At 30.7% G+C, this 26,127-nt stretch carries 27 protein-coding genes and 1 pseudogene; 18 read left to right on the top strand and 10 right to left on the bottom strand.

The window, feature by feature from the left end:
- Positions 1-152: 152 nt before the first annotated feature.
- On the bottom strand, positions 153-956 hold the full coding sequence (locus JL193_RS07430) for a nitrilase family protein (protein WP_207973180.1): 804 nt from the start codon (positions 954-956) through the stop codon (positions 153-155).
- A gap of 82 nt (positions 957-1,038) precedes the next feature.
- On the opposite strand from JL193_RS07430, the gene JL193_RS07425 reads away from it, so the two are divergent.
- Both JL193_RS07425 and JL193_RS07420 read left to right on the top strand, forming a co-directional pair.
- Positions 1,039-3,792 (top strand): PD-(D/E)XK nuclease family protein, encoded by a 2,754-nt coding sequence (locus tag JL193_RS07425; RefSeq protein ID WP_207973415.1) that lies wholly within the window; start codon positions 1,039-1,041, stop codon positions 3,790-3,792.
- Positions 3,793-3,859: 67 nt separating this feature from the next.
- Positions 3,860-4,060, top strand: a complete 201-nt coding sequence (locus JL193_RS07420) for a hypothetical protein (protein ID WP_207973179.1) — start codon at positions 3,860-3,862, stop codon at positions 4,058-4,060.
- A 12-nt stretch (positions 4,061-4,072) separates the two neighbouring features.
- On the opposite strand, the gene JL193_RS07415 is transcribed toward JL193_RS07420, so the two are convergent.
- Positions 4,073-4,864, bottom strand: coding sequence for a universal stress protein (locus JL193_RS07415; RefSeq protein ID WP_207973178.1), 792 nt, complete (start codon positions 4,862-4,864; stop codon positions 4,073-4,075).
- Between the two features lie 96 nt (positions 4,865-4,960).
- Between JL193_RS07415 and JL193_RS07410 the strand changes: the two genes are divergently transcribed.
- Complete coding sequence (locus JL193_RS07410) at positions 4,961-6,292, top strand: MATE family efflux transporter (RefSeq protein WP_207973177.1); 1,332 nt, start codon at positions 4,961-4,963, stop codon at positions 6,290-6,292.
- Positions 6,293-6,327: 35 nt separating this feature from the next.
- Here JL193_RS07410 and JL193_RS07405 read toward each other — a convergent pair whose 3' ends face one another.
- The 5 genes and pseudogenes from JL193_RS07405 to JL193_RS07385 all read right to left on the bottom strand — a co-directional run bounded on the left by JL193_RS07405 (position 6,328) and on the right by JL193_RS07385 (position 8,985).
- Positions 6,328-6,534, bottom strand: coding sequence for a helix-turn-helix domain-containing protein (locus JL193_RS07405; protein ID WP_207973176.1), 207 nt, complete (start codon positions 6,532-6,534; stop codon positions 6,328-6,330).
- Positions 6,535-6,536: 2 nt separating this feature from the next.
- Positions 6,537-7,043 carry a DUF2975 domain-containing protein gene (locus JL193_RS07400; protein WP_207973175.1) on the bottom strand — a complete coding sequence of 169 codons (507 nt, stop codon included), beginning with the start codon at positions 7,041-7,043 and terminating at the stop codon, positions 6,537-6,539.
- Positions 7,044-7,047: 4 nt separating this feature from the next.
- Complete coding sequence (locus JL193_RS07395) at positions 7,048-7,635, bottom strand: DUF2975 domain-containing protein (protein ID WP_207973174.1); 588 nt, start codon at positions 7,633-7,635, stop codon at positions 7,048-7,050.
- 157 nt (positions 7,636-7,792) lie between these two features.
- A pseudogene (locus JL193_RS07390) lies at positions 7,793-8,493 on the bottom strand (Bax inhibitor-1/YccA family protein).
- A gap of 63 nt (positions 8,494-8,556) precedes the next feature.
- Positions 8,557-8,985, bottom strand: coding sequence for a LexA family protein (locus tag JL193_RS07385; protein WP_207973173.1), 429 nt, complete (start codon positions 8,983-8,985; stop codon positions 8,557-8,559).
- Between the two features lie 68 nt (positions 8,986-9,053).
- Here JL193_RS07385 and JL193_RS07380 point away from each other — a divergent pair, with 68 nt between their 5' ends.
- The 3 genes from JL193_RS07380 to bioA are packed head-to-tail and all read left to right on the top strand — an operon-like array spanning position 9,054 to position 12,119.
- Positions 9,054-10,205: an aminotransferase class I/II-fold pyridoxal phosphate-dependent enzyme gene (locus JL193_RS07380; RefSeq protein ID WP_207973172.1), complete on the top strand. Its 1,152-nt coding sequence runs from the start codon at positions 9,054-9,056 to the stop codon at positions 10,203-10,205.
- A 34-nt stretch (positions 10,206-10,239) separates the two neighbouring features.
- Complete coding sequence (gene bioD / locus JL193_RS07375; RefSeq protein WP_207973171.1) at positions 10,240-10,854, top strand: dethiobiotin synthase; 615 nt, start codon at positions 10,240-10,242, stop codon at positions 10,852-10,854.
- Entirely contained in the window at positions 10,854-12,119 is a 1,266-nt protein-coding gene (gene bioA, locus JL193_RS07370; protein WP_207973170.1) for an adenosylmethionine--8-amino-7-oxononanoate transaminase, read from the top strand. Before bioD ends, bioA begins: the two co-directional genes overlap by 1 nt.
- Positions 12,120-12,356: 237 nt before the next feature.
- Here the strand turns inward: bioA and JL193_RS07365 are convergent, their stop codons facing one another.
- A complete protein-coding gene (locus JL193_RS07365; RefSeq protein WP_207973169.1) occupies positions 12,357-12,800 on the bottom strand; it encodes a cytochrome c oxidase assembly factor Coa1 family protein in 444 nt (147 codons plus the stop codon).
- Between the two features lie 98 nt (positions 12,801-12,898).
- Between JL193_RS07365 and JL193_RS07360 the strand changes: the two genes are divergently transcribed.
- The 5 genes from JL193_RS07360 to JL193_RS07340 all read left to right on the top strand — a co-directional run bounded on the left by JL193_RS07360 (position 12,899) and on the right by JL193_RS07340 (position 18,343).
- Positions 12,899-14,137, top strand: a complete 1,239-nt coding sequence (locus tag JL193_RS07360) for a beta-ketoacyl synthase N-terminal-like domain-containing protein (protein WP_207973168.1) — start codon at positions 12,899-12,901, stop codon at positions 14,135-14,137.
- 55 nt (positions 14,138-14,192) lie between these two features.
- Positions 14,193-14,783 (top strand): hypothetical protein, encoded by a 591-nt coding sequence (locus tag JL193_RS07355; protein WP_207973167.1) that lies wholly within the window; start codon positions 14,193-14,195, stop codon positions 14,781-14,783.
- A complete protein-coding gene (locus tag JL193_RS07350; protein WP_207973166.1) occupies positions 14,777-16,198 on the top strand; it encodes a flotillin family protein in 1,422 nt (473 codons plus the stop codon). Before JL193_RS07355 ends, JL193_RS07350 begins: the two co-directional genes overlap by 7 nt.
- A gap of 69 nt (positions 16,199-16,267) precedes the next feature.
- Entirely contained in the window at positions 16,268-17,365 is a 1,098-nt protein-coding gene (bioB, locus tag JL193_RS07345; protein WP_207973165.1) for a biotin synthase BioB, read from the top strand.
- Between the two features lie 111 nt (positions 17,366-17,476).
- The gene (locus JL193_RS07340) at positions 17,477-18,343 is read left to right on the top strand and encodes a cupin-like domain-containing protein (protein ID WP_207973164.1); all 867 of its coding nucleotides are present in this window, start codon (positions 17,477-17,479) and stop codon (positions 18,341-18,343) included.
- A 269-nt stretch (positions 18,344-18,612) separates the two neighbouring features.
- On the opposite strand, the gene rseP is transcribed toward JL193_RS07340, so the two are convergent.
- Positions 18,613-19,959 (bottom strand): RIP metalloprotease RseP, encoded by a 1,347-nt coding sequence (rseP, locus tag JL193_RS07335; RefSeq protein ID WP_207973163.1) that lies wholly within the window; start codon positions 19,957-19,959, stop codon positions 18,613-18,615.
- A gap of 172 nt (positions 19,960-20,131) precedes the next feature.
- Here rseP and JL193_RS07330 point away from each other — a divergent pair, with 172 nt between their 5' ends.
- On the top strand, positions 20,132-20,809 hold the full coding sequence (locus JL193_RS07330) for an SCO family protein (protein WP_207973162.1): 678 nt from the start codon (positions 20,132-20,134) through the stop codon (positions 20,807-20,809).
- 226 nt (positions 20,810-21,035) lie between these two features.
- Here the strand turns inward: JL193_RS07330 and JL193_RS07325 are convergent, their stop codons facing one another.
- Positions 21,036-21,734: a zinc metallopeptidase gene (locus JL193_RS07325; RefSeq protein ID WP_207973161.1), complete on the bottom strand. Its 699-nt coding sequence runs from the start codon at positions 21,732-21,734 to the stop codon at positions 21,036-21,038.
- Positions 21,735-21,880: 146 nt separating this feature from the next.
- Between JL193_RS07325 and JL193_RS07320 the strand changes: the two genes are divergently transcribed.
- The 6 genes from JL193_RS07320 (at position 21,881) to JL193_RS07295 (ending at position 26,067) form a co-directional block, all read left to right on the top strand.
- The gene (locus JL193_RS07320) at positions 21,881-22,918 is read left to right on the top strand and encodes an asparaginase (RefSeq protein ID WP_207973160.1); all 1,038 of its coding nucleotides are present in this window, start codon (positions 21,881-21,883) and stop codon (positions 22,916-22,918) included.
- A 229-nt stretch (positions 22,919-23,147) separates the two neighbouring features.
- Complete coding sequence (locus tag JL193_RS07315; protein WP_207973159.1) at positions 23,148-23,870, top strand: MotA/TolQ/ExbB proton channel family protein; 723 nt, start codon at positions 23,148-23,150, stop codon at positions 23,868-23,870.
- A gap of 8 nt (positions 23,871-23,878) precedes the next feature.
- Positions 23,879-24,340 carry a hypothetical protein gene (locus tag JL193_RS07310; protein WP_207973158.1) on the top strand — a complete coding sequence of 154 codons (462 nt, stop codon included), beginning with the start codon at positions 23,879-23,881 and terminating at the stop codon, positions 24,338-24,340.
- Between the two features lie 4 nt (positions 24,341-24,344).
- On the top strand, positions 24,345-24,974 hold the full coding sequence (locus JL193_RS07305; RefSeq protein ID WP_207973157.1) for an ExbD/TolR family protein: 630 nt from the start codon (positions 24,345-24,347) through the stop codon (positions 24,972-24,974).
- Between the two features lie 18 nt (positions 24,975-24,992).
- Positions 24,993-25,457 carry an ExbD/TolR family protein gene (locus tag JL193_RS07300; RefSeq protein WP_207973156.1) on the top strand — a complete coding sequence of 155 codons (465 nt, stop codon included), beginning with the start codon at positions 24,993-24,995 and terminating at the stop codon, positions 25,455-25,457.
- Between the two features lie 307 nt (positions 25,458-25,764).
- Entirely contained in the window at positions 25,765-26,067 is a 303-nt protein-coding gene (locus JL193_RS07295; RefSeq protein WP_207973155.1) for a hypothetical protein, read from the top strand.
- Positions 26,068-26,127: the final 60 nt, after the last annotated feature.

Here is a 26,127-nt window from a genome sequence, read left to right as displayed (position 1 = left end):
AATACACAGACCTCACAGGTTTCCAAAACCTGTGAGGCCTTTTTCATTCTAGAATACCAAAACCCTTTTTGGGCTATTAAATATCAATTTTTAAGGTATAACTCCATATCAACTCTATGTTTTCATGTCCCTATGTAGTAATTTTTTAAAGCTTAAATTTGAACTGAAAAATAATCTCGATCATTTAAAAACCCCAATTTTTCTCTCACACTTTCTTGCTTGTCCTTAAAAATAGTTGCAGTAATATTTCCAACTTCATTTTCACCTAAAGAAGAAAGTTCTTTACCTAAATAATCTATAATTAAAGAATTTCCAGAATATTGGTAATTATTCGCATCTTTTCCTGTTCTATTTACACCCATAACATAACACATGTTTTCAATTGCACGCGCTCTTAAAAGCGTATCCCAAGCTTTTATTCTTACAACAGGCCAATTGGCTATAAACAATAATAAATCGTAATTTTCGGTATTTCTTGCCCAAACAGGAAAACGCAAATCATAACAAATTAACGGGCAAATTTTCCACCCTTTGTATTCGATAATCAGTTTTTTACAACCAGAGGTGTACACTTTATCTTCTCCAGCCAAAGTAAAAGAATGTCTTTTATCATATGTTTCAATTTCTCCAGAAGGAAAAACAAACACAAATTTATTATAATATCTAATGTTATCTTGATCGGATTCGAAAGATCTCTTAATCACCAAACTACCACAAATAGCTGTTTGTTTTTTAGAAGCTATTTTTTGCAACCAAGAAATCGTACAACCATCCATTTTTTCGGCAACATTTTCTGGATGCATGGTAAAACCAGAAGTAAACATTTCTGGCAAAACAATCAAATCTACATCCGAGTTTAACTTTTCGATTTCTTGTTCAAAAAAAGCAATGTTTTTAGCCGGATTTTCCCAAACCAAATCAGCCTGAATACCCACAATTTTTAATTCGTTTTTCATCAAAATTAAAATTAAAGATTTAACACCAATAAAAGTAAGTTTTTTGTAATTTAGAAATTCATTTCGAATGTTAAAAATTTCTATGCAATCTTTTATTTCCGAAACTTTAGACGATATTTTAAAAACGACCACTTCTTTTGAGAACGTACTATTTGTATTGCCTTCTCAAAGAGCAAAAGTATTTGTAAAACAGACGCTAAAAGATAAAATTTCTATCGGTTTTTTGCCTGAAATTTTAAATATCGAACAATTTGTACAACAAGTTTCTGGCATAGAAAAAGTAGATAACATTCAGTTATTATTTCACTTTTATACGATTTATAAAAGCGTAGAAGAAAATCCAGATTTGTTTGATGTTTTCTCTTCTTGGGCGTTTACGGTTTTGCAAGATTTTAACGAACTCGACCAACATTTAATAGATACAAAAGAAATTTTTGTGTATTTAAGAGACATTCAACGATTAAAAAAATGGTCGGTTACAGGCACATTTAAAGAAACAGAATTGGTAAAAGACCACTATGCTTTTTTAGAAAGATTGCATAAATATTATCCTGTTTTTTACGCTTTTTTATTGGAAAAAAAGATAGGATATCAAGGAATTATGTACAGAGAAGCTTCAAAAAAAATAGTTGCTTTTTTAGAAGAAAATTCCAATAAAAAAATATTCTTTATCGGTTTTAATGCTTTAAACAAAGCAGAAGAATTCTTGTTTCAAAAAGTATTAGAAAATGGAAATTCAGAGATTTATTGGGACTTGGATGAAGCATTTTTTAAATCCAATCATCAAGCAGGTACTTTTATTAGAAAGTATAAAAAAGAGTGGAAATATTACGAAAAACACGATTTAAAAACACTTGGTAATTCATTTTCTGAACCGAAAAACATTCAAGTAATTGGGGCTTCTAAAAACACGACTCAAATAAAATATGCAGGAGAAATTTTAGAGCAGTTCGAAAATTTTAATAATACTGCTTTGGTAATGGCAGACGAAACGTTGTTGCCAATTACGCTAAATTCACTTCCTAAAAACATCAATGCCATTAACATTACTATGGGATATCCGTTAAAAGATATTCCAACAACAACGTTAATTTTTTCGATATTTCAGTTGTTTACTTCTCAAGAAAAGTTGCAAAAAACTGCCACCAATGAGTTTTACTACAAAGATGTTGTTCGGTTTTTTAAAAATCAGGCGATTTATAAATTACTAATAGAAAAAGAAACTGCCATTGTAGATGATTTTTGCGATAAAATTGCCAGAGAAAATTTAACCTTTATTTCAAAAAAAACCATAGACCAATTATTAGAAAAGAGTAATAAAGAAATAAGAAAAGTTGTAGGTACTATTTTTACTCCATTTTCTTCAATTTTAGATTTTATTGAGCGAATTTTAGACCTTATTTATCTGTTAAAAGAAGAAACTACAGATTTAGAAAAAGAATATTTATTCCGTTTTTATACGGTTTTTACACAGTTAAAAAACTTGCATTTAGAATATAATTATTTTCAAGATTTAAAAACCTTAGCCTTATTTTTTAGACAGTTAATTGCCACAGAAACCTTGTCTTTCCAAGGAGAACCGTTAAAAGGATTGCAATTAATGGGCATGTTAGAAACACGTGTGCTAGATTTCGAAAACGTAATTTTAACATCTACAAACGAAGGCGTTTTACCCGCAAGTTCGCAACAAAATTCGTTTATTCCTTTTGATGTAAAAGTCGCTTTTGGTTTGCCAACTTACAGAGAAAAAGATGCTATTTTTTCGTATCATTTTTTTAGATTATTACAAAGAGCAAAAAACGTTTTTATTTTATACAATACAGAACACGACGTTTTTGGAAGCGGAGAAAAAAGCCGCTTTGTAACTCAATTAGAAATGTTAAAACCTGGCATTGTTCAAAAAATAGTTTCGCCAGAAGTGGTTTCAGAAAATATTAAATTAAAACAAGTTTGTAAAAACAAATCGATTTTCGAGCCATTAAAAACATTGGCAGAAAAAGGAATTTCTCCTTCTGCTTTTACGAATTATTTGCACAATCCTATTTCGTTTTACAAACAGAAAATTTTAAAACTAAAAGAGTTCGACGACGTTGAAGAAACTGTAGCTTTTAACACATTAGGAACCGTTGTTCACGAAACTTTAGACGAATTATACACCCCATTTGTGGGCAAATTTTTAAGTGCAGAAAATGTTTTAAAAATGGAAGGTAAAGCGAAAAATTTGGTAGAAAAACACTTTAAAACTCATTTTAAAAATGGAGACATTTCTACTGGAAAAAACCGCTTAATTTTTGAAGTTGCAAATCGATTTGTGATGAATTTTTTACAGCAAGAAAAAAAGTCGGTATTAAACACAAATAATCAGCTTAAAATTTTAGCCACAGAAGAAAATTTAGCCACAGAAATAACCATTGATGGCATTGATTTTCCAATAAAAATACACGGACAAGTAGATCGAGTAGATCAGTTGAATGGCGAGTTTCGAATTATAGATTACAAAACAGGAATGGTAGATGCGTCGAATTTAAGAGTTGTAAATTACAACGATTTACGAGAAGATAAATTCCACAAAGCCATTCAGGTTTTATTGTACGCATTGTTGTTTACAAGAAGTAAAAACTACGATTTTAAACAACCGTTAACAGCAGGAATTTATTCCTTTAAAAATTTAAACAAAGGGTTTTTATCTATTAATTTCTCGTCTAATTACAGGCAACCAGATACATTAATAACCCAAGAAAAATTAAACGAATTTTTAGAAGAAATAAAACAATACATTAAAGAAATTTACAACCCAGAAATAGCTTTTATTGAACCTGCAGATTTAAAGTATTAAGATTTTTTACTTCTTTTTAAAAAATAAGTACATTTATAGAATAAAAATAGTTGTAATCAACTTAGTTATGTACACAGAAATTGAACAAAAATCTACCTTTAAAAAATCAATAACTATTTTATTTATCTTAATTTTTGCTATTATTCCTTTGGCAGAAATAGTTATTCATTTAGAGTATAATTCTATAAGTTACTTCTCAATTTACCCTAATCGTTTTCATGGTTTGGATCATCCTTTTGAAGTTTTATCTTTTAAAGCAATAAAATAAGTTTTTAAATTTTTACTTCCCTTTTAAAACCAACAAAGGAACCCTAGAATTAAACTCTTCTTTAAGAATGGTATTTTTCTCCCAAAGTTTTTTAAAGAAACCTCTTTTGCGTTTAAAAACACATAATAAATCTGGGTTATGTGTTTTAATATGTTCCAAAACACCTTGAAAAGTTGTAGAGTTTTCAGTAACCGTTAACGTACCTTGTATTGCCTTTAAATCTTCATGTAGTATTAAATCTTCTTCTTTATAATTGGGTGTTTTTACCAATAATAAATTTACATCCACCTGAAACTTATCAATAATAAACTGTAGTGGTTTTAAGACAGTTTTACTTTTAATTTTTCCAGACTTAAAAGCCATTAAAACTGTAGATATTGGGGCATATTCATATCCATCTGGAACTGCCAAAACAGGTATTTCTGTTTGTTTTACTAAACTTCCAGCAGTTTTTCCTAAAAAAATTTCTTCTTTAATCGAATTGCTTTTTGCACCAACAACTATTAAATCTATCCCTAATTCACTATCAATCGCTTCTACACTATCTACAACATTTCCTTTTGCGGAAATTAGTTTAATATCTACGTTTTTTCGATTGCAAGCATTTACCATTGTTTTTAAATACAAATTTGTTTCGCGCTCTATAATGGCATCAACATTAATCATTGTGCCAGCTTTAGATTGAGAGCTGTATGCTCTAAAAACAAAAACTTTAGAATTTACATCTTCTGCAAAATCAATAGCATATTGTAAGGTTTTTTGTGCACTTTCTGTAGATCCTATAGGTACTAAAATATGTTTCATAGTGGTAAATTTTAATACAGCAAAGTTAGTTAAATTTCAGAGAATCTGTTCTATTTCCATTTTTTAGATATGTACATTTGCAAAAAATCTTTTTTTTTGAAGACAAACATTAGTTTTAAGAATATAAATAAATTGGCAATACCAGCTTTAATTGCTGGTATTGCAGAACCTGTTTTGTCTATTACAGATACCGCAATTATTGGCAATATCGATACAAATGCCACAGAAAGTTTGGCGGCTGTTGGTATTGTTGGCGCATTTATTTCGATGTTGGTTTGGGTTTTTGGGCAAGTAAGAAGTGCAATTTCTTCGATTATTTCGCAATATGTTGGTGCCAATAAATTAGAAGAGGTTAAAAATTTACCTGCGCAAGCCATTACCATTGTGGTTTTAGGGAGTTTGTTGGTTTTGGCGATTTCTTTTCCGTTTTCGGAGCAGATTTTTCGCTTTTACAATGCATCTGGAGTTATTTTAGAGTATTGCATTACTTATTTTAAAATTCGGATTTTTGGTTTTCCATTCGCACTTTTTGTATTCGCTATTTTTGGAACGTTTCGTGGCTTACAAAACACTTTTTATCCAATGATAATTGCTATTATTGGTGCTTCTTTAAACATTGTTTTAGATATTATTTTAGTTTATGGAATAGAAGGTTATTTACCAGCCATGAATATTAAAGGCGCTGCGTATGCGAGTGTAATTGCACAAATTACAATGGCGATAATTTCTGTAGTTTTATTATTGAAAAAAACAGAAATATCATTAAAAATTTCCTTTCCTTTTCATCCCGAAATAAAACGATTGCTAGGGATGATGGGGAACCTTTTTATAAGAACCATTGCCTTAAATACAGCCCTATATTTTGCAACTTCTTATGCCACAAGTTATGGAAAAGAATACATTGCTGCCTATACAATTAGTTTAAACATATGGCTTTTAGGTGCTTTTATGATTGATGGATATTCTAGTGCGGGAAACATTTTATCTGGAAAATTATTAGGAGCAAAAGATTATAAATCGCTTTTAGTACTGAGTAATAAATTATTTAAATACGGGTTTGTTACAGGCTTACTAATGGCAATTATTGGCTTTTTGTGCTACAATTCGATAGGAACTATTTTTACAAAAGAAGCTGAGGTTTTAGAACCGTTTTATCATATTTTTTGGATTGTTTTACTCACACAACCAATTAATGCAATTACTTTTATTTTCGACGGAATGTTTAAAGGAATGGGAGAAATGAAATATTTAAGAAACCTATTAATTTTATCTACAGGTTTGGTTTTTATACCTACTTTGTTACTCTTCGATTACTTCGATTATAAGTTAATTGCCATTTGGATTGCCTTTACCTTTTGGATTTTAGCCAGAGGTTTGCCATTGGTTTTTAAATTTAGAGCCAAGTTTTTACCTCTTGCAGAGAAATAAAATTGCTTTTTTTTGGTTACAGATTTAACAATAAATTATTCTTCTTTATATTCTAAAATGTCTGCAGGTTGGCAATCTAAAGCTTCGCAAATTGCTTCTAAAGTAGAAAAACGAATTGCTTTTGCCTTGCCTGATTTTAAGATGGATAAATTAGCAGTTGTAATTCCGATAATTTCTGCCAAATCTTTACTTTTCATTTTACGTTTGGCAAGCATAACATCTAAATTTACTACGATTGCCATAGTTATATCGTTAAATCGTTTTCTTGTTTGAGCTCTTTTGCTTCCATTAAAACTTTACTAAATATCATTAAAAAGAATCCGAAAATTATCATCAATAAAGATAAATATCTAGAGTCTCCATTAAAGTAAACATAAAATTGTGGAGAGGAAATAAAAAATATTGAAAAACTTAGTACAAAAGCAATAAAATTTGCAACAATAATAAGTTTTCCTGCCTTAAAAAGATATAAAAAAGTTTTGTTGTTAAAATAATCTGTTAGATTTTTTAACAGTAATATTTTAATTAAAAATGAGGCACCATAAATAAATATACAAAATGCAATAAATTTAATAATTACTAATATTTTTAGAGAAATAGGAGTGCCAACTGAATTAAAATGACCAAGATGTAGCACGTCCTTTTCAAATAGCAGTGCTAAAATCACTAATATGTTATCTCCTAAAAACCATAATAAAGTTGCAGCAAACAATATTAAAACTATCTTTTTTAAAATTCTGATATTATCCATAGTTTTATATCGTTAAATCGTTTTCTTCTTTCAAAGTGTTTCCCTCTCTAAAAATTTCTGCCATTATAAAAGCAAAAAGTATAAATAAAATAGGTGATAATGAAATATTATATTTGGTAAACCCACCTTTTAAATAATTTATTGATATAAAACTTGTTAGTATGAAAAATCCAATTAAATATATGCCAATTCGCCTAAATGAAAGAACATTATCTCTTTTAAAAGTTTTAAGATTTTTAACAGAGAGCATTATTTTCTGAAATTCTTTAGTACTTAAAAATAAAAACAATAATATACCTAAATACTGAAAATATAGAATATAAAGTGATGGAGTCCGAATCTTCTCAATTGAATATACAACAGAATCTTCTCCTGCATTTTCCATTTTCCAGCTCGTAGATTTTGTAATGTGAGCCCCGTTATTTTTAAAGTTGAAGGAGGTATTAATATTTTTTATTTTAGCTTGATAAAATTTTCTATTCATCTGAAAATGAATAAAAACTGTGGTTGCTACAATAAATAAAAGAACATAAATTCCTTTAAATGTTTTGCATATGAAAATTGCAATATCTAGGAGTATATTTTTTGTCATCAGAATAAATTTATTATTGTTTAACGATAACAAAAATATATAAAAATTATTGATAAACAATAATAAAATATTATTTATTAATAATATTTTAGTTTCAACCCAAAAAAAATCAGCACTAAAAAGTACTGATTTTCTTTAAAATTATAAAAAAAGTGCCTTAATCTCTAGACATAAAAATCGATAATACATACCAAAAAAGCAACATTAAAGAAGCAAATAAACCCAATGCTGCAGGAATATAATCTTCTGTGCCGAATTTGTTTACCAAATTAGAAGTTTGGTATAAAATAGCGCCACCAGCCAAAACACACATTCCAACCGAGAACCACAAACCTAAGTTAAAACCAAACAAACTTCCGGCAATAATTAAACCAATGGCAATAAAAACCCAACTGTTAAGCCAGATTTTATAAAAGAAAAATCTTTTTTTGTGATAAAAACAATCGAAGAAATACCAATAAATAAACCCAAAGTAACAATGGTAGCCTGTTGCAGTAAATCGTAACTTTCTGTGTAAACAATTGCCATATATAAAAGAGGTACAAAAATAATTGCCTCAGCAAAAATGTAAATGGCATAGGCTAAATATTGTTTGTTTTTGTCTGCAGTTTTTAAAGCAGTACTTTCGGCGTAATTGGTTATAAACATAAAACCACCTAGCATTACTAGCCATTTCCAGCCTTGTGTCATCGAAAGCATAAACTCTACAAGGGCATCACTTTGTAATAAAAGATATTCGAAAAGAATAAATAATAAGATTCCGCCAGCAACATGCGTGTATGTTTTTTTGTAAAAATCTACACGAACTTGGTCTGTTGCTTGTGCTAAAAGTAGTTTGTTTTCAAAGGTGTTTTCCATAGGATTTTAATTTTAGTTAAAAATATTTTCTCGAGCGCAGTCGAAAGTCTATTAAGTTATTATTTATACTTTTTTAATTACGTTTGTTACAATTCCCCAAATAATAAAATTATTTTCTTCTGTAATTTTTATAATCGGATAATCTGGGTTTTCTGGTTGTAACCAAACTTCGTTATTTTGTACTCTTAGTCGTTTTACCGTAAATTCTCCATCGACATAACAAACGGCAATTTTCTTATCAGTCGGTTCTAAACTTCTATCAATTACTAATAAATCGTTGTTGTTTAAACCTGCATTAATCATCGATTGTCCTTTTACTTTTGCAAAAAAAGTACTGTTTTTGTTTTTGATTAATTCTTCATCTAAAGAAACTTTTTCTTCTTCAAAATCTCCAGAAGGAATAGGAAAACCTGCAGAAATACCAGTATCTATTAAAATGGCACCACTTATTGTAGAGGGTTTTGGATTGAAAAAAATAAGATTCTCGGGCATTACAAACTAAGATTATCTTTTATAATTGATTTCGGTAAAGGTACTAATTTTTGTCTATTTTTGTATTGATGAAATTTCCGAAAAAATTAAAAACAAAAATTGATTTTCGTACACAAAATAATTCTTTACGAAGGTTAAAGAAATCATCTAATTTGGTCGATTTTTCTTCTAATGATTATCTAGGTTTTGCAAAATCTGAAGAAATTTTTAATAAAACACATCAATTTTTACTAGCTAAAAACACCCAACAAAATGGAGCCACAGGAAGTAGATTATTGTCTGGAAACCATTTTTTATATGAACATGTCGAGTCGTTTTTAAGCACATTTCATCAAACAGAATCTGCCATTATCTTCAATTCTGGTTACGATGCCAATATTGGTTTTTTTTCTTCTGTTCCACAACGTGGAGACGTTATTTTATATGACGAGTTTTCGCATGCATCCATTCGAGACGGAATTCGATTATCAAATGCAAAATCTTTTAAATTTTCGCACAACAATTTAGAAGATTTAGAAAAACATATTTTGTCTGTTCGAGCGCAATCAAAAACAAAAGAAACCGAAATTTATGTTGTTACAGAAGCTGTTTTTTCAATGGATGGAGATTCGCCCGATTTTATAAAGATGACTAAAATTTGCGAAAAACACGACGTCTTTTTAATTGTAGATGAAGCACATTCAATCGGTGTTTTTGGTAAAAACGGTTGTGGACTTGTTGAAGAATTAGCTTTACAAAAAGCTGTTTTTGCCAGAATTGTAACCTTTGGAAAAGCATTGGGTTGCCATGGAGCCGCTATTTTAGGAAGCAAAAATCTACAAGAATATTTGGTGAATTTTGCTCGTAGTTTTATTTACACAACCGCTTTGTCTCCTCATTCTTTGGCAACGATTTATAGTGCTTATCAAAAAATGTTACAACAAGCTAAATACTCACAAAAACTCAACGAGAACATTGCATTTTTTAAAGCAGAAGTTCAAAAATTAGAATTAAAGAATCGTTTTATAAATAGCAATTCAGCAATTCACTGTTGTGTAATTTCTGGAAACGAGAAAGTAAAGAAAATTTCAAGAAAATTTCAAGAAAAAGGGTTTGATGTAAAAGCCATTTTATCGCCAACAGTACCAGAAAATAAAGAGCGTTTGCGATTTTGCTTACATTCGTACAATTCTAAAGAAGAAATTCGTAATGTATTACATTTGTTGAGTAAATTTAATTAAAATTTAAAATACTTTTTTAGGTAAAACATAAAAAATGAATCAAAAAAAATATTTTATCACAGGAATTTCTACGGAAGTTGGCAAAACAGTTGCAGCAGCAATAATAACAGAAGCTTTAGAGGCAGATTATTGGAAACCTGTACAAGCTGGTGAATTAGAAAATTCTGATACCCATAAAGTGAAACAGTTTATTTCTAACTCAAAATCTGTTTTTCATCTCAATTCTTATGCGTTAAAAACGCCCATGAGTCCACATGCAGCTGCAAAAATTGATGGTATTGCCATTAAACTATCAGAAATAAAAGTACCAAAAACTAACAACAATTTAGTTATTGAAGGCGCAGGTGGTTTGTTAGTTCCTTTAAATAATTCTAAAACTATTTTAGATATTATTTTACCAGAATACAAAGTAATTGTAGTTTCTCGTCATTATTTAGGAAGCATAAATCACACCCTGTTAACAGTAAAATTACTGCAAGAAAAAGGGTTTGAGGTGGCTATTATTTTTTCTGGAGAAGAACATAAAACAACCGAAGATGTTATTAAAAAAATAACAAAAGCCAATATTATTGGACGTATTGATGAAGAGCCATATTTCGATAAAAATGTAATTAAAGAATATGCCGAAAAGTTTAAAGAAAAGCTATAATGACTTTACAAGAAAGAGATAAAAAACATCTTTGGCATCCGTTAAAACAGCACCAATTAAATCCAGATAGTTTAGCCATTGTAAAAGCAAAAGGATGCATTTTAACCGACGAAAAAGGCAACGAATATATCGATGCTATTTCCTCTTGGTACACCTGTATGTTTGGGCATTGCAACAACTTTATAACACGCAAAGTTTATCAACAAATGCAAACGTTAGACCAAGTAATGTTTAGCGATTTTACACACGAACCAGCCGTAAAATTATCAGAAGAATTAATTAAAATTCTACCTAAAAACCAAAATAGAATATTTTTTAACGACAATGGTTCTACAGCTGTAGAGGCAGGAATTAAAATGGCATTACAGTACTATTTTAATTTAAATGAAAAGCGCAACACTTTTATTGCTTTCGAAAACGGTTTTCATGGAGATACTTTCGGTGCAATGTCTGTTTCTGGTTTGTCGGTTTATAATGGTCCTTTTGAAGATTTTTTAATGGAAGTAAAACGAATTCCGGTTCCAGATAGAAAAAATCATCCAGAAATTATTGCAACTTTAAAAGAGTATGTAAAAAATAATAAAATTGCAGGTTTTATTTACGAACCAATCATTCAAGGTGCTGCAGGAATGAAAATTTACGATGCAATAGGATTAAACGAGATTTTAAAGTTTTTGAAATCTGAAAATATTTTAACAATTGCAGATGAAGTGATGACTGGTTTTGGAAAAACAGGAAGCCACTTCGCATCCGATTTTATCGATACAAAACCCGATATAATTTGTTTAAGTAAGGCGTTAACAGGTGGTTTAGTACCTTTAGCCATTACTTCTTGTACCGAAAAAATTTACAATGCTTTTCTTAGTAACGAAATGGCAAAAGGTTTTTTCCATTGCCACACATATTCAGGAAATCCAATAGCTTGTAGTGCCGCAAATGCAGCAATAACATTGCTACAAACAACTAAAATTCAGCAAAATATTGTTAGAATTTCGGCTTCACATACAATTTTTAAAGAACGAATACAACAACATCCAAAAGTAAAAACAGCGCGTTCTAAAGGTGTTATTTTTGCATTAGACTTAAATACAAAAATGGAAAGATATGGCGATTTACGAGAAAAATTATTACATTTTTTTATGGAAAGAGGTGTGTTTTTACGTCCGTTAGGAAACACGATTTACATACAACCACCTTATGTAATTACAGACGAAGAATTGCAAAAAGTATATCACACAATTGAAGCTAGTTTAGAAATTGTTTAAGACGTTTAGTACCTTTTACGAATCTATTTTCTTGTTTGAAATTACCGAAATAAATCTTTTCTATTTCATTATAAAATCAACTCGAAAAGGGTTTAAAAACCTTTTTAGGGTTAGGGAAGGTGTTTTTTTTATACCTACAAGGTTTTAAAAACCTTGCAAGAAAATTTATAAATCTTGTAAGAAGATTATAGAGATCTTTCAGGAGTGTTATAAAAACCTTGTAGGACAGGAAAAACCTTAAAAATCTTCAGTTGTTTTTTCGAGTAAATTAATTTGTTCTTGGCTGTTTTTTATAGACACATACAAATCTTCATATATCCATTTTCCATCTATTTTAATTCCTTTTACAACTAATGTTCCTTTATCTTTTAAACCTTTTATTGGAATGGAAAAATCAATCTCTCCATCATTATTATTTAAAGATATATTTCCAGAAGGCATTCCATAAGTTTCGATAGAATCGCCCAAAGTAGCTACCACTTTTGGGTTGTTTTTCGCTAATTCTGTTGCGTATTTAATAGGAATAGATTCTTCAAATATTTTTGAAATTCCGAAAAATGTAGCACCAATTCCAAAAACAAAAAATAAAATAACTGCAATACAGCCACAACCACAACCGCCAACAGGCACTGCCCACATCCAATTGCGTTGAAACCAATTTTTTTGTGCTATTTCTTCCATCTTTATTTTTTTGAGAAAATAAAGATATTTGTTTTTTTTCAGAATAAAGTAATCTAATTAAATTTTAGATGGTTTATTTTTGTAGAAAATATAATGTTTTGAAACAACCAATCTCAATAACATCCATCGCTTCAATTTCTGCTTTAGGAAGTAATTTAGAAGAAATATGGCAAAATTACTTAACTGATAATCATTTTTTGTCAACAAGAGAATTCAATGGAAAGCCCGTTTTTGTTGGGCAAATTTCAGCAGAAAATCAGCAAAAAATTGCAGCTCTAAAAAACTCAGATGCTAAATATCGAAATTTAGACGATGCTGTTCTATTTGCCATTTTTGTTTCTAGAGAGGCTGTAAAAAATGCAAATTGGACAAATAAAAAACACATTGGTAAAGTTAAAGACAGAGATTTTGGTGTTAACTTTGGTTCGTCAAGAGGTGCAACTTCATTATTTGAAAAATACCATAAAGAGTTTTTAGAGACCCAAAAATCATCAACCTTAAGTTCTCCAACGACCACTTTAGGAAATATTTCTTCTTGGATTGCACACGATTTACAAACTAAAGGCCCAGAAATATCGCATTCTATTACCTGTTCTACAGCATTGCACTCGTTATTAAATGGTGTTGCTTGGATAAATGCAGGAATGTCTAATAAATTTTTAGTTGGCGGAAGCGAAGCTGCGTTAACCGATTTTACCATTGCACAAATGCAAGCTTTAAAAGTGTATGCGAAGCAAGAGGTTAAATTAGAATCTTATCAAAATAAAAAAGATTTCTCGGCTGCGCCCGAAATGACAAGTAGCCCTTATCCTTGTAAATCTTTCGATTTAAAAAAGGCACAAAATACAATGGTTTTGGGTGAAGGCGCTGCTGCTATTTGTTTAGAAAAAGGAACTGTAGAAAATGCAATGGCTAAAATTATTGGAGTTGGTTTTGCTACGGAAGTTTTAAAACACAATACATCGATTTCTACAGATGCAGTATGTTTTCAAAAATCAATGAAAATGGCTTTGGGAGAAATTTCACCAGATGCAATTGATGCAATTGTAATGCATGCACCAGGAACTATTAAAGGAGATGTTTCTGAAATAAATGCAATTTCTAAAATATTTTGTAACAAAATACCATTCTTAACTACTAATAAGTGGAAACTCGGACATACTTTTGGAGCTTCAGGAATGTTAAGTCTAGAATTAGCATTATTAATGTTGCAACATCAAAAAGCAATACCTGTCCCATTTTCAAAAAAACAACCAACTCCCAAACGTCTTACTAGAATCTTGGTAAATGCTGTTGGCTTTGGCGGAAATGCTGTTTCTGTTTTATTGACTCGATAAAGTCATTTTATTTAGTCTGAAACGCTATATTTATTCACTTTAAAAACGAACTATTATGATGGAATGGTTTCAAGAGTTAACCTCTTTTGAAAAAACGTACTGGGTACTTACAGGAATTGCTACTTTTATGTTTTTAATAGTTTTAATAACAACAATAATTGGTGCAGATTCTGATGATATTGGAGATGTAGATGCAGAAATAGAAGGAGATACAGGCGCTGGTTTTCAGTTTTTTACATTTAAAAATTTAGTTGCTTTTTTTACTATTTTTGGTTGGAGTGGAATTTCTAGTATCGATGCAGGCCACTCAAAAGCTACCACAGTTATTATTTCTATACTATGTGGGTTGTTAATGATGTTTGTAATGGCAGCTTTATTCTATTACATTAGCAAATTAACTTCTAGTGGTACTCTAAAGATGCACAATGCCTTAAATGCTGTTGGAGAAGTCTATTTAACAGTAGGGGCAAACAGAACAAGAATGGGTAAAGTTCAAATAAAAGTACAAGGTGCTTTACGAGAATTAGACGCCCTTACAGACTACGAAACCGATTTAATACAAGGCAATATTGTAGTGGTTACAGCTGTAACAGAAAACGGAATATTAATTATAGAACCTCAAAACAAAACAAAATTACTATGCTAAACTTAACAATTTTACAAATTAACCAGTTTTCTGGTGTAATAGGAGTAGGAATCGCAATTCTCTTTATTTTTATATTGATAATTGCCATGATAAAACGCTACAAAAGATGCCCTTCTGATAGAATTTTAGTAGTGTATGGTAAAGTAGGTGGAGGCGAATCTGCCAAATGTATTCATGGTGGAGCCGCATTTATTTTTCCTGTAATTCAAGATTACGAGTTTTTAGATTTAACACCAATTTCTATTGAAGTAAATTTGGTAAACGCACTCTCTAAACAGAATATTCGTGTAAATGTGCCAAGTAGATTTACCATTGGTATTTCTACAGAACCAGGAATTATGCAAAATGCTGCAGAACGTTTATTGGGTTTGGCGCAAAACGATATTCAAGAATTGGCTCAAGAGATTATTTTTGGTCAATTACGTTTGGTGGTTGCCTCTATGGATATAGAAGAAATTAATAACGATCGAGATAAGTTTTTAACCAATATTTCTCAATCTGTAGAAACAGAATTAAAGAAAGTAGGTTTAAAATTAATTAATGTAAATATTACAGATATTGTAGATGAATCTGGTTATATAGAAGCATTAGGAAAAGAAGCTGCAGCACATGCAATTAACGCCGCAAGAAAATCGGTTGCAGAGAAAAATAGAGACGGTTCTATTGGAGAAGCAAATGCACTACAAGACGAAAGAAGTCAAGTTGCTGCCGCAAATGCGCAAGCTGTAGAAGGAGAAAATACAGCAAAAATTGCAGTTGCAAATTCCGATTCTTTAAGAAGACAACGTGAAGCAGAAGCAGAGCGTACAGCAATTGCCGCAGAAAAAGTGCAATCTGCAAACGCATTAAAAGAATCGTATGCAGCAGAGCAAGAAGCAGAAGTTGCCAGAGCAGAAAGAGAGCGTTCTTCTCAATTAGCAGATGTTATTGTTCCTGCAGAAATCGATAAAAGAAAAGTAGAAATAGATGCAGAAGCAAGAGCAGAAAATATTAGAAGAATTGCACGAGGAGAAGCAGATGCCATTTTATTTAAAGCGCAGGCAGAAGCCCAAGGTTTGTATGAAGTTTTAACAAAACAAGCCCAAGGTTTAGATCAAATTGTAAAAGCCGCTGGTAACGATTCTAAAAATGCAGCGCTGTTGTTAATTGCAGATAAATTGCCAGAATTGGTAAAAACACAAGCAGAAGCAATTAAAAATATTAAAATTGATAAAATAACCGTTTGGGAAAATGGAGGAGGAAAAGACGGTAAATCTTCTACATCTAACTTTATTTCTGGAATGTATAAATCTGTGCCACCACTGCAAGAAATGTTTAACATGGCAGGCATGCAGTTGCCAGATTATTTAAAAGGGAAAGAAATTTCTACAGAAGATACCCTAAAGAATAAAGAAGAGAACACTAAAGAATCATAAATAACCCATAATAAATTCCGCTTTTACAGCGGAATTTTTTATTTTTGATGTATCAAATGAATCGCATTTATGAGTGAAGTTAGACACAATTGGACCAAAGAAGAAATATTAGAAATTTACAACAAACCAATGATGGAGTTGTTGTACGAAGCTGCAACAATTCATAGAAAACAACACGACCCAAACGTGGTTCAGGTTTCTACTTTATTGTCTATAAAAACAGGTGGCTGTTCAGAAGACTGTGGTTATTGCCCGCAAGCAGCAAGGTATCATACCAATATAGAGGGTAACGATTTAATGAGTATAAACCAAGTAAAAGCACAAGCTTTGCGTGCAAAACAAGCTGGAAGTTCTCGTGTTTGTATGGGAGCCGCGTGGCGAAACGTAAAAGATGGCCCAGAGTTCGACCAAGTTTTAGAAATGGTTAGAACCATTAACAAACTCGATATGGAAGTTTGTTGTACGCTAGGTATGGTTACCGAAAACCAAGCACAACGTTTAGCAGAAGCTGGGTTATATGCGTATAACCATAATTTAGACTCTTCTGAAGAATACTACAAAGAAGTAATTTCTACAAGAGGCTACCAAGATCGTTTAGATACGATCGATAATGTTCGTAAAACAAATGTAACCGTTTGTTCTGGAGGTATTATTGGAATGGGAGAATCTGTAGAAGACAGAGCAGGAATGTTGGTGGCTTTATCTACCTTAAATCCGCAACCAGAATCTACCCCAATAAATGCTTTAGTAGCTGTTGAAGGAACCCCTTTAGAAGACGAAAAACCTGTTGAAATTTGGGACATGATTCGTATGGTCGCAACCACAAGAATTGTATTGCCAGAAACACAAGTTCGTTTGTCTGCAGGAAGAACACAAATGAGTAGAGAAGGGCAAGCCATGTGCTTTTTTGCAGGAGCAAATTCAATTTTTGCAGGAGATAAATTGTTAACAACTCCAAACCCAGATGTAAATGAAGACATGAAAATGTTTAAATTATTAGGGTTAAATCCGCAAAAACCATTCACTAAAAAAGTGCAACCACAATCTGTAGCAGCAAAAGATTCTAAATTTAAAGCATTAGGTGAAAAACCAAAATGGACCAGACCAGAACATAAAATCGATAGAAATGAAGCTGCAAAACAAAAAGGAAAAGCAGTAAAAGCATAGTCTAATCATCTTTTAATTTTTAACCATTATCTGTAAGAGATAATGGTTTTTTGTGTTTTACAAATATTTTCCTAACAATTTCTTAACTTTGCGTTTTCAAAAAAGAAAGTTATGAGTTTAAACTTATCTCAAATAGATCGAGTAAAAACAATTACGAAGGAAGATTTTATTAAAAATTATTTTAAGCCACAGAAACCTGTAGTTATAGAGCAATTTATAGAAGATTGGCCAGCATATAAAAAATGGAGTTTAGACTACATGAAAGAAGTTGCTGGTGATAAGGTTGTACCTTTGTATGATGATAGACCAGTAGATTTTAAAGATGGTTTTAACGAACCACATGCAAAAATGAAAATGAGCGAATATGTAGATTTGCTAAAAAGTAAGCCTACAAAATTTAGAATATTTCTTTGGAATATTTTAAAGGAAGTTCCTTCCCTGCAAAAAGATTTTAAATACCCAGATTTTGGTTTGCGTTTAATGAAAGGTTTGCCTATGTTATTTTTTGGAGGAACAGATTCTTACACGTTTATGCATTACGATATTGATTTAGCAAATATTTTTCATTTTCATTTCGAAGGAAAAAAAGAAATTATTTTGTTTGACCAAGATCAGAATGATTATTTATATAAAATTCCACATTCTTTAATCACAAGAGAAGATATCGATTTTTCGAATCCAAATTTTAATAAATGGCCAGCTTTAAAAAAAGCAAAAGGCTATAAAACAAACCTAGAACATGGGCAAATTTTATATATGCCAGAAGGCTATTGGCATTATATGAGATATATTACACCTGGGTTTTCTATGAGTTTAAGAGCCATTGCAAGAAAACCTAAAAACCTATCGAAAGCAATTTACAATGTTTTTGTAATGCGAACAATCGACAATATTATGCGTAAAATTAAAGGGCAAAAATGGATTGATTGGAAAAACGAACAAGCCGTTATTAACACAAATAGGTATAATAACTTATAAACAAAAAACGGTATTAATATATTTTTTGTATTTTGTTCTGTCTAAACAAATACTATTTATTATGAAAGCCTGTCCAAGATGTAAATCTGTGTCTAGGCACAGAATGAGAAGAAAAGGAATTGTAAGATTAATTCCAGGAACTAAAAGCTACGCTTGTGATACATGTAATATAGAATATACTTGGATTTCTTTTATTAATCGCTCATTTAAAATTTAACCTAAAAAAAAGCCTCACAATTTTCTTGTAAGGCTTTTTTAGTCTTTTAAAATTACTTAAAGAGTCTAAAAATATCGTTTCCATTTGCAAAAAGCAACAACGCTATTAACAAGACAAAGCCAACTACTTGCGCATATTCTAAAAATTTATCTCCAGGTTTTTTTCCAGTAATCATTTCCCAAAGGGTAAAAACTACATGCCCTCCATCTAAAGCCGGTATTGGTAAAAGGTTCATAAACCCTAACATAATTGATAAAAATGCGGTAATTTCCCAGAAAGATTGTGCACTCCATTCTGCAGGAAAAATACTTCCAATAGAAATAAAACCACCCAAACCTTTGTAAGCACCTGTACTTGGATTAAAAATCTTTTTCAATTGCTTCATATAATCTGTAAGCGTTTTCCAAGATTTCTTTAAACCAGCAGGAATCGCTTCTGTAAAAGAGTACTCTATATCTGCTAATTCGTAATAACCTAATTTTTCTAAATCTGTGTAAGGTAATTGTCCTAAAGCAACACCTAGCTTACCTTCTTCTGTTACTTTAACAGGAATTTCTTTAGTTTCATTTCCCCTTTTTATAGTAATAGTAATATCTTTATTTTTGTTTTTATTTAGTTCGGTTTGAGCTTCATCAAAATACTTTATAACTTTTCCATTAATAGCAGTAACAATATCTCTCTTTTTTAAATCGGCATTTATATTAGGAGAATTTTCAGAAACATTACTAATAACAAAAGGAAGTCTTGGGTATAAAAAAGCTCCAGCGTCTTTTCCCCTATCCATTAACTGAGAAATAAAATCTTCTGGAATTTGCTGCTCTAAAACTTGCCCATTTCTTTCAATTTCATATTTATTACCGTTGATAAATTCTAGAGACAAACCATTAAATTTCTTTACTTTTTGTCCATCAACAGTTAAAATTTTATCTCCAGTTTGCAATCCTAAGTTTTCTGCCAGTTCATTTTCTACCCAAATACCATCTTTTACATTCTCATTTGGCAAATATCTTTCTCCATAAGCCCACATTAAACAGATGTAAATAAAAACTCCTAACACAAAATTCACAAAAACCCCACCCAGCATAATAATTAAACGTTGCCAAGCTGGTTTCGAACGAAACTCCCAAGGTTTTGGAGGCAAAGCCATTTGCTCTGTGTCCATACTTTCGTCTATCATTCCCGAGATTTTTACATAACCTCCTAAAGGAATCCAACCAATACCATAAACAGTTTCGCCTATTTTTTTCTTAAAAAGAGAGAATTTGTAATCGAAGAATAAATAAAACTTTTCTACCCTCGTTTTAAACAATTTTGCAGGGATAAAATGCCCCAATTCGTGCAAAACAATCAACAAAGATAAACTTAAAATAAATTGAGATGCTTTTATTAATATTTCCATTCAGCGTTAAATCATAGTTAAAAAACGTGCAAATGTACGTTTTTAAAGAGAGTTGTAAAAGAACTATTGTTGCTTCATTTTTTATTTTAACAAACATTTTAGACAGATAAGCATAAAAACCGCTTTCTAAACGGTTTTTTAAGTCGTAAATTTGCAGAAATAACTTTGTTTTATGGATTTTAAGTTTTTTAGAAAATCATTACCAACACTTATTTTCTTAGTGGTTTTTTCTGCGATTGCCATTCCTGTTTTTTATCATTTATTAAAAGTCGATAAAAAATTAAAAATCTACAATCCAGCAGACGTAAATCCGCAATTGGTAGATGAAACGATGTTGCATGTGCAAAAAAATCATAAAATAGCAGATTTTAGGTTGATAAATCAGAATGGAGAAACCATTACAAACAAAAATTACACAAACAAAATTTATATTGCCGATTTCTTTTTTACAAGATGTAAAACCATTTGTATTGCAATGGCTTACAATATGAGTGAGTTGCAAGAGTACTATAAAAATGATGATGATATTATGTTTCTCTCACATTCTGTAACTCCTGTGATGGATAGCGTTTCGGTTTTAAAAAAATATGCAGAAAACAAAGGAGTAATTGATGGAAAATGGAACGTAACTACAGGTGCTAAAAAACACATTTACGAATTGGCAAGAAAAAGTTATTTTGCTGTTTTAGACGAAGGTGATGGAGGAGAAAACGATTTTATTCATACAGAACAATTTATTTTGGTAGATAAAGAAAGAAGAATTCGTGGTTATTACGATGGTACCGAAAAAGAAGATATGGAAAAGTTAAAGAAAGATATTGTTTTATTAAAGAAAGAATACACGAATTAGCAGTTTTTTCTAATTTTAGTAGTATTTGCATCATTATAAATCATTTCTACTTTTTTTGAGTGTATAAAATTTCTTTAGTTCGATTATTGTAAATTTTAAACTATAAATATATAGGTACGCTATTACAAAAAACCTTCAGGTTTTTAAACCTGAAGGTTTTGGAGTATATCAATTAAATATCACAGTTTTTTAGAACATTAGCAAGATACAGAAAGTATTTGCGAAGCTAGTCTCTGTTTCCTAAAACTTGCAACCCCCAATACAAAAGCATTGCTAAAGAACCCAAGGCAGCAACTAAATAAGTTCTAGCAGCCCATTTAAGCGCATCTTTAGAACCAGCATATTCTTCTCTTGTTACCATATTTTTGTTTTGTAACCAAGCCAAAGCTCTGTTACTAGCATCATACTCTACAGGCAAAGTTATAAAACTAAAAAGTGTTGCAAGCCCCATAAAAACCAAACCAGCAATAGCAATGTAAAAACCTACTCCAACTTTACCAGAAGCAGCGCCTAAAATTAAACCACCAATTACCAACCACTGCGAAAATTTAGAAGTAATGCTAACAATTGGCACCAATTGAGAACGCATTGTTAAATAGCTGTAGGCTTTGGCATGTTGCACAGCATGCCCCACTTCGTGTGCTGCAACTGCAGCTGCAACTGCATTTCTTTGGTTGTAAACAGCTTCACTTAAATTAACGGTTTTGTCTTTCGGATTGTAATGATCTGTTAATCTACCAGGCGTAGAAATTACTTTTACATCAAAAATACCATTATCTGCGAGCATTTTTGAAGCAATTTCTGCACCACTCATTCCGTTTCTTAACTGAATTTTAGAATATTTTTTAAACTTACTTTTCAGTTGATTGCTAACCAGCCAACTTACCAAAGAGATTGCACCAATTAAAATATAAAGTCCCATCATAATTTATAAAGTTTTAAATTGTATATCGTTTTTGTTTGATAAATTTACAACATAAAGTATTCCATTTTATTTTTTAGGATGAAAATTTACTGATTTTTATCTTTACCAGTCAAAAATTAATAGAATATTTACAATTCAATGACAAAATGACAAACAAACCCAACATACTCATTATATATACAGGTGGAACCATTGGTATGATTAAAGACTATACAACAAACGCCTTAAAAGCCTTTGATTTTAGTCAAATTGTAGAAAAAATACCAGAATTACAGCAGTTAAATTGTAATATTAAAAGTATTTCTTTCGAAGAAGTAATCGATTCTTCAAACATGAACACACAATATTATGTAAATATTGTAGAAATTATTGAAGAAAATTATACAAAATTCGATGGTTTTGTAATTCTTACAGGGTCAGATACCATGTCTTATATATCGTCTGCAATAAGTTTTATGTTAGAAAATTTACAAAAACCCATTATTTTTACAGGCTCTCAATTGCCAATTGGCGATTTAAGAACAGATGCCAAAGAGAATTTAATTACCTCTATAGAAATTGCCTCTACAAGAAAAAATAACAACCCCATAATTTCTGAAGTTTGCCTGTATTTCGAGTACAAATTATACAGAGCCAATAGAACCACCAAAATTAGTGCAGAACAATTCGAGGCATTTGCCTCTATGAATTATCCGCCCTTGGCAGAAAGTGGAGTGCATTTAAACTTTAACGAGCATCTAATTCAACAACCCCAAAAAAAAGAAGAAAAATTAATTATTAGAAAGAAACTAGTAACAGATGTTGTTATTTTAAAGTTGTTTCCAGGAATTACAAAAGAAGTTGTAGCAAGTATTTTAAATATTAAAAATTTAAAAGGAGTAGTTATCGAAACCTATGGCTCTGGCAATGCCCCTAATAAAAACTGGTTTTTAAAATTATTAAAAAACGCGATATTAAAAGGCGTTAAAATAGTAAATGTTACCCAATGTGCTGGCGGAAGTGTAATTCAAGGCCATTATGATACCAGTGTTTCTTTAAAAGAAATAGGAATAATTAGTGGAAGAGACATAACTACAGAATCTGCCATTGCAAAACTAATGTATTTGTTAAACGAAGAATTGTCTCAAGAAGAATTTAAACATTATTTCGAGAAGTCTTTGCGAGGAGAAATTACAAACAAGTAGTTTTTTTCAAAAAAAAATATTTTGAAAATAAAAAAAACAGTATTTTTACAATAAATAGATTAGATTTTTTTTAAAACCGATATTTTTTTTGTTACTTGCCAGTCTCTAAAATAGATAATTAGAGATTGCTGCTTAAAAAAAGAAGTTAAAGTAGCAACTATATTTGTTTATTTGATTTGAAAATTTATATCTTTAACCCGTTAACTATTAAAAATTAATTATAACAGAGATGAAAAAAGTAGTAAATGTTCTATCCGTAACAGGATTCATGTTTTTTGGAGCTATTCAATCAACTTTCGCGCAAGAAGCAGCAACAGAATCAAAAACTTTTCACCAAGAATTAAAACAACGTTTTATTGAAGGTGGCCCAGAATTTATGGGAATTGTATTGGTCGCTTTAATATTAGGTTTGGCCATTGCAATTGAAAGAATTATTTATTTAAACATGGCAACTACAAATACTAAAAAATTAGTAGCAAATGTAGATGAAGCCTTAAGTTCTGGTGGTGTAGAAGCTGCAAAAGAAGTTTGTAGAAATTCAAAAGGGCCAGTTGCGTCTATCTTTTACCAAGGTTTAGATCGAGTAGATGAAGGCGTAGAAGCAGCTGAAAAAGCAGTAGTTTCCTATGGAGGAGTTCAAATGGGGCTTTTAGAGAAAAACGTTTCTTGGTTGTCTTTATTTATTGCTTTAGCACCAATGCTTGGGTTCATGGGAACTGTAATTGGTATGATTGGAGCGTTTGATGCAATTGCTGTAGCAAATGATATTTCTCCAGGGGTTGTAGCAGTAGGTATTAAAGTAGCCTTATTAACAACAGTATTTGGACTTATTGTAGCCATTATTTTACAGATTTTTTATAATTACATCGTTTCTAAAATCGATAGTATTGTAAATAATATGGAAGATGCTTCTATCCAATTAATTGATTTGTTAGTAAAGTATAAAAAATAAATAAACAGATGAAAAGCAATAAAATTTTAAGTATTTTAATTGCTGTTATCGCTTTAATTGGTGCATTTCTTTTCATAAGAATTTTTATGGAAGATACAGAAGCAATTGAAACAGATGCAGCTCTTCAAAACAAAGTAATAAGTCCGATAATTTATTTCTCTACCATTTTGCTTTATGCAGCAGTTATTATTACTGTTTTATTATCATTGTGGAGTTTAATAATGAATCCGCAAAACCTTAAAAAAACATTATTGGGTCTTGGAGTATTGGGTGTAATTTTAATTATAGCATACTTTATGGCAGATGCAAACGCAGTAGTAGATGCTCAAGGTTTAGTTTTAGAAGGTGGTGAAGCAGGAGCAACCTCGAACCAATGGGTTGGAACTGGTATATGGTATAGTATTATTTTAGGAGGATTAGCTTCGCTATTTTTCGTGTACGACTTATTAAAAGGATTAATTAAATCATAAAACTATGGCAAGAAGAGAGAATCCAGAAATTAATGCAGGTTCTATGGCAGATATTGCCTTCTTGCTACTAATTTTCTTTTTAGTAACAACAACCATGAATGTAGATTCTGGTATTTCTAAAAAGTTATCAGAAAAACCACCAGCAGATTACGTGCCACCTAAAATTAAAGAGAAGAATATTTTTGAAGTAAATTTAAACTTTAAAAACGAGCTTCAGGTAGAAGGTGAAAGAATGGAAATTAAAGATCTTAAAGATGCTGCAAAGGCATTTATAGATAATGGTGGAGGTGTAGGTAAAGTAGAAGATGGGGTAGGAACAGGACCTTGTGATTATTGTAGAGGAAAAAGAAGCGAAACATCCTCAGACCATCCTAATAAGGCAGTTATTTCTGTTCTTAGTGATAGAGGTACAGAGTATGGAGTTTATTTAAAAGTTCAAAACGAACTCTTAAGAGCCTACTCAGAATTGCGTAATAGATTGTCTAAAGAGCGTTATGGAGTTTCTTTTGATGAGTTAGAAGAGGCTTATAAAGATGATAGAGATAACGCCGATTTAAAAAAGAAAGTAGAAGATATTAAAAATGCATATCCTCAAATTATTTCGGATGCAGAACCAACATCTTTAGGAAACTAATTTTAAAAAATAACAAATATGTCTAAATTTAGAAAAAAGAAAAAAGGAATGCCAGCAGTAAATACTGCTTCTTTGCCAGACATTGTTTTTATGTTGTTATTTTTCTTTATGGTTACAACAACTATGAGAGAAACCGAATTGCTGGTAGAAAATCCTAGATTACCTTCAGCAACAGAGGTTAAAAAATTAGAACATAAAAGTTTGGTAAGTACAATTTATGTAGGTAAATCAAAAGATCCTAAATATGGTACAAGTTATAATAAGATTCAGTTAAATGATAAAATAGCTACTGCAGACGATGTGCCAGCTTTTATTATTAACGAAAGAACTAAGGTTCCAGAAAATCAGCAGCCTTTTATGACAACGTCTATTAAAGCAGATAGAGAATCTAATGTAGGTACAATTACAGATATTAGACTAAAGTTAAGAGATGTAAATGCTCTTAAAATTAGTTATTCTGCTTCAAAAGGAGATAATAATTAATTTTATATAACACCTAATAAATTTTAAAAAAGGGATAATTCAAAATAGAATTGTCCCTTTTTTTGTTTCATTTTAAGATAAAAATAAGAAATAATGTATCTTTATCACTTTGTTGTATATCATTTAGAAGATTAAATATGAAAAGAATATTAGTTATAGTTATTGGATTCTTATTTATGAATCTTTCATTTGGTCAAGAAATAAAAATAGAAACAATATATTAGGTTATAAATTTGAACAAAATGGCAAACAAATTTCTTGGAAAGATCTGGTAAATAAAACAGAATCGAATATTCAGGCTAATTTATTGATTAAAAAAGCTAAATCTCAAAACACGATTTCAAGTATTTTAGCTTTTGCTGGAGGTGGCTTCATTGGAATTCCAATAGGACAATCGATTGCTAACAGAGAACCGAGTTGGACTTTGGCTTATATAGGTGGAGGGATTGCTGCTATAGGAATACCGATAGCTATTAAAGCTTCAAAAAATGTAAAAAAAGGAGTTGATTTATACAATTCATCATTAAATTTAACTTCTAATAATTATTTTAAACCTGAATTTAAAATGATAGCAGACAGAAACGGAATAGGATTGTCTATGAATTTTTAAAAACTTACCTGTATAAATTAGTGCTTAAAACACGCAATTAATCTTATACAAGCACGTTAC

It is taken from the genome of Polaribacter batillariae (assembly GCF_017498485.1).
GTDB lineage: Bacteria > Bacteroidota > Bacteroidia > Flavobacteriales > Flavobacteriaceae > Polaribacter > Polaribacter batillariae.
The sequence above is the reverse complement of the archived record's forward strand: the minus strand, read 5'-3'. Positions and strand labels throughout refer to the sequence as shown.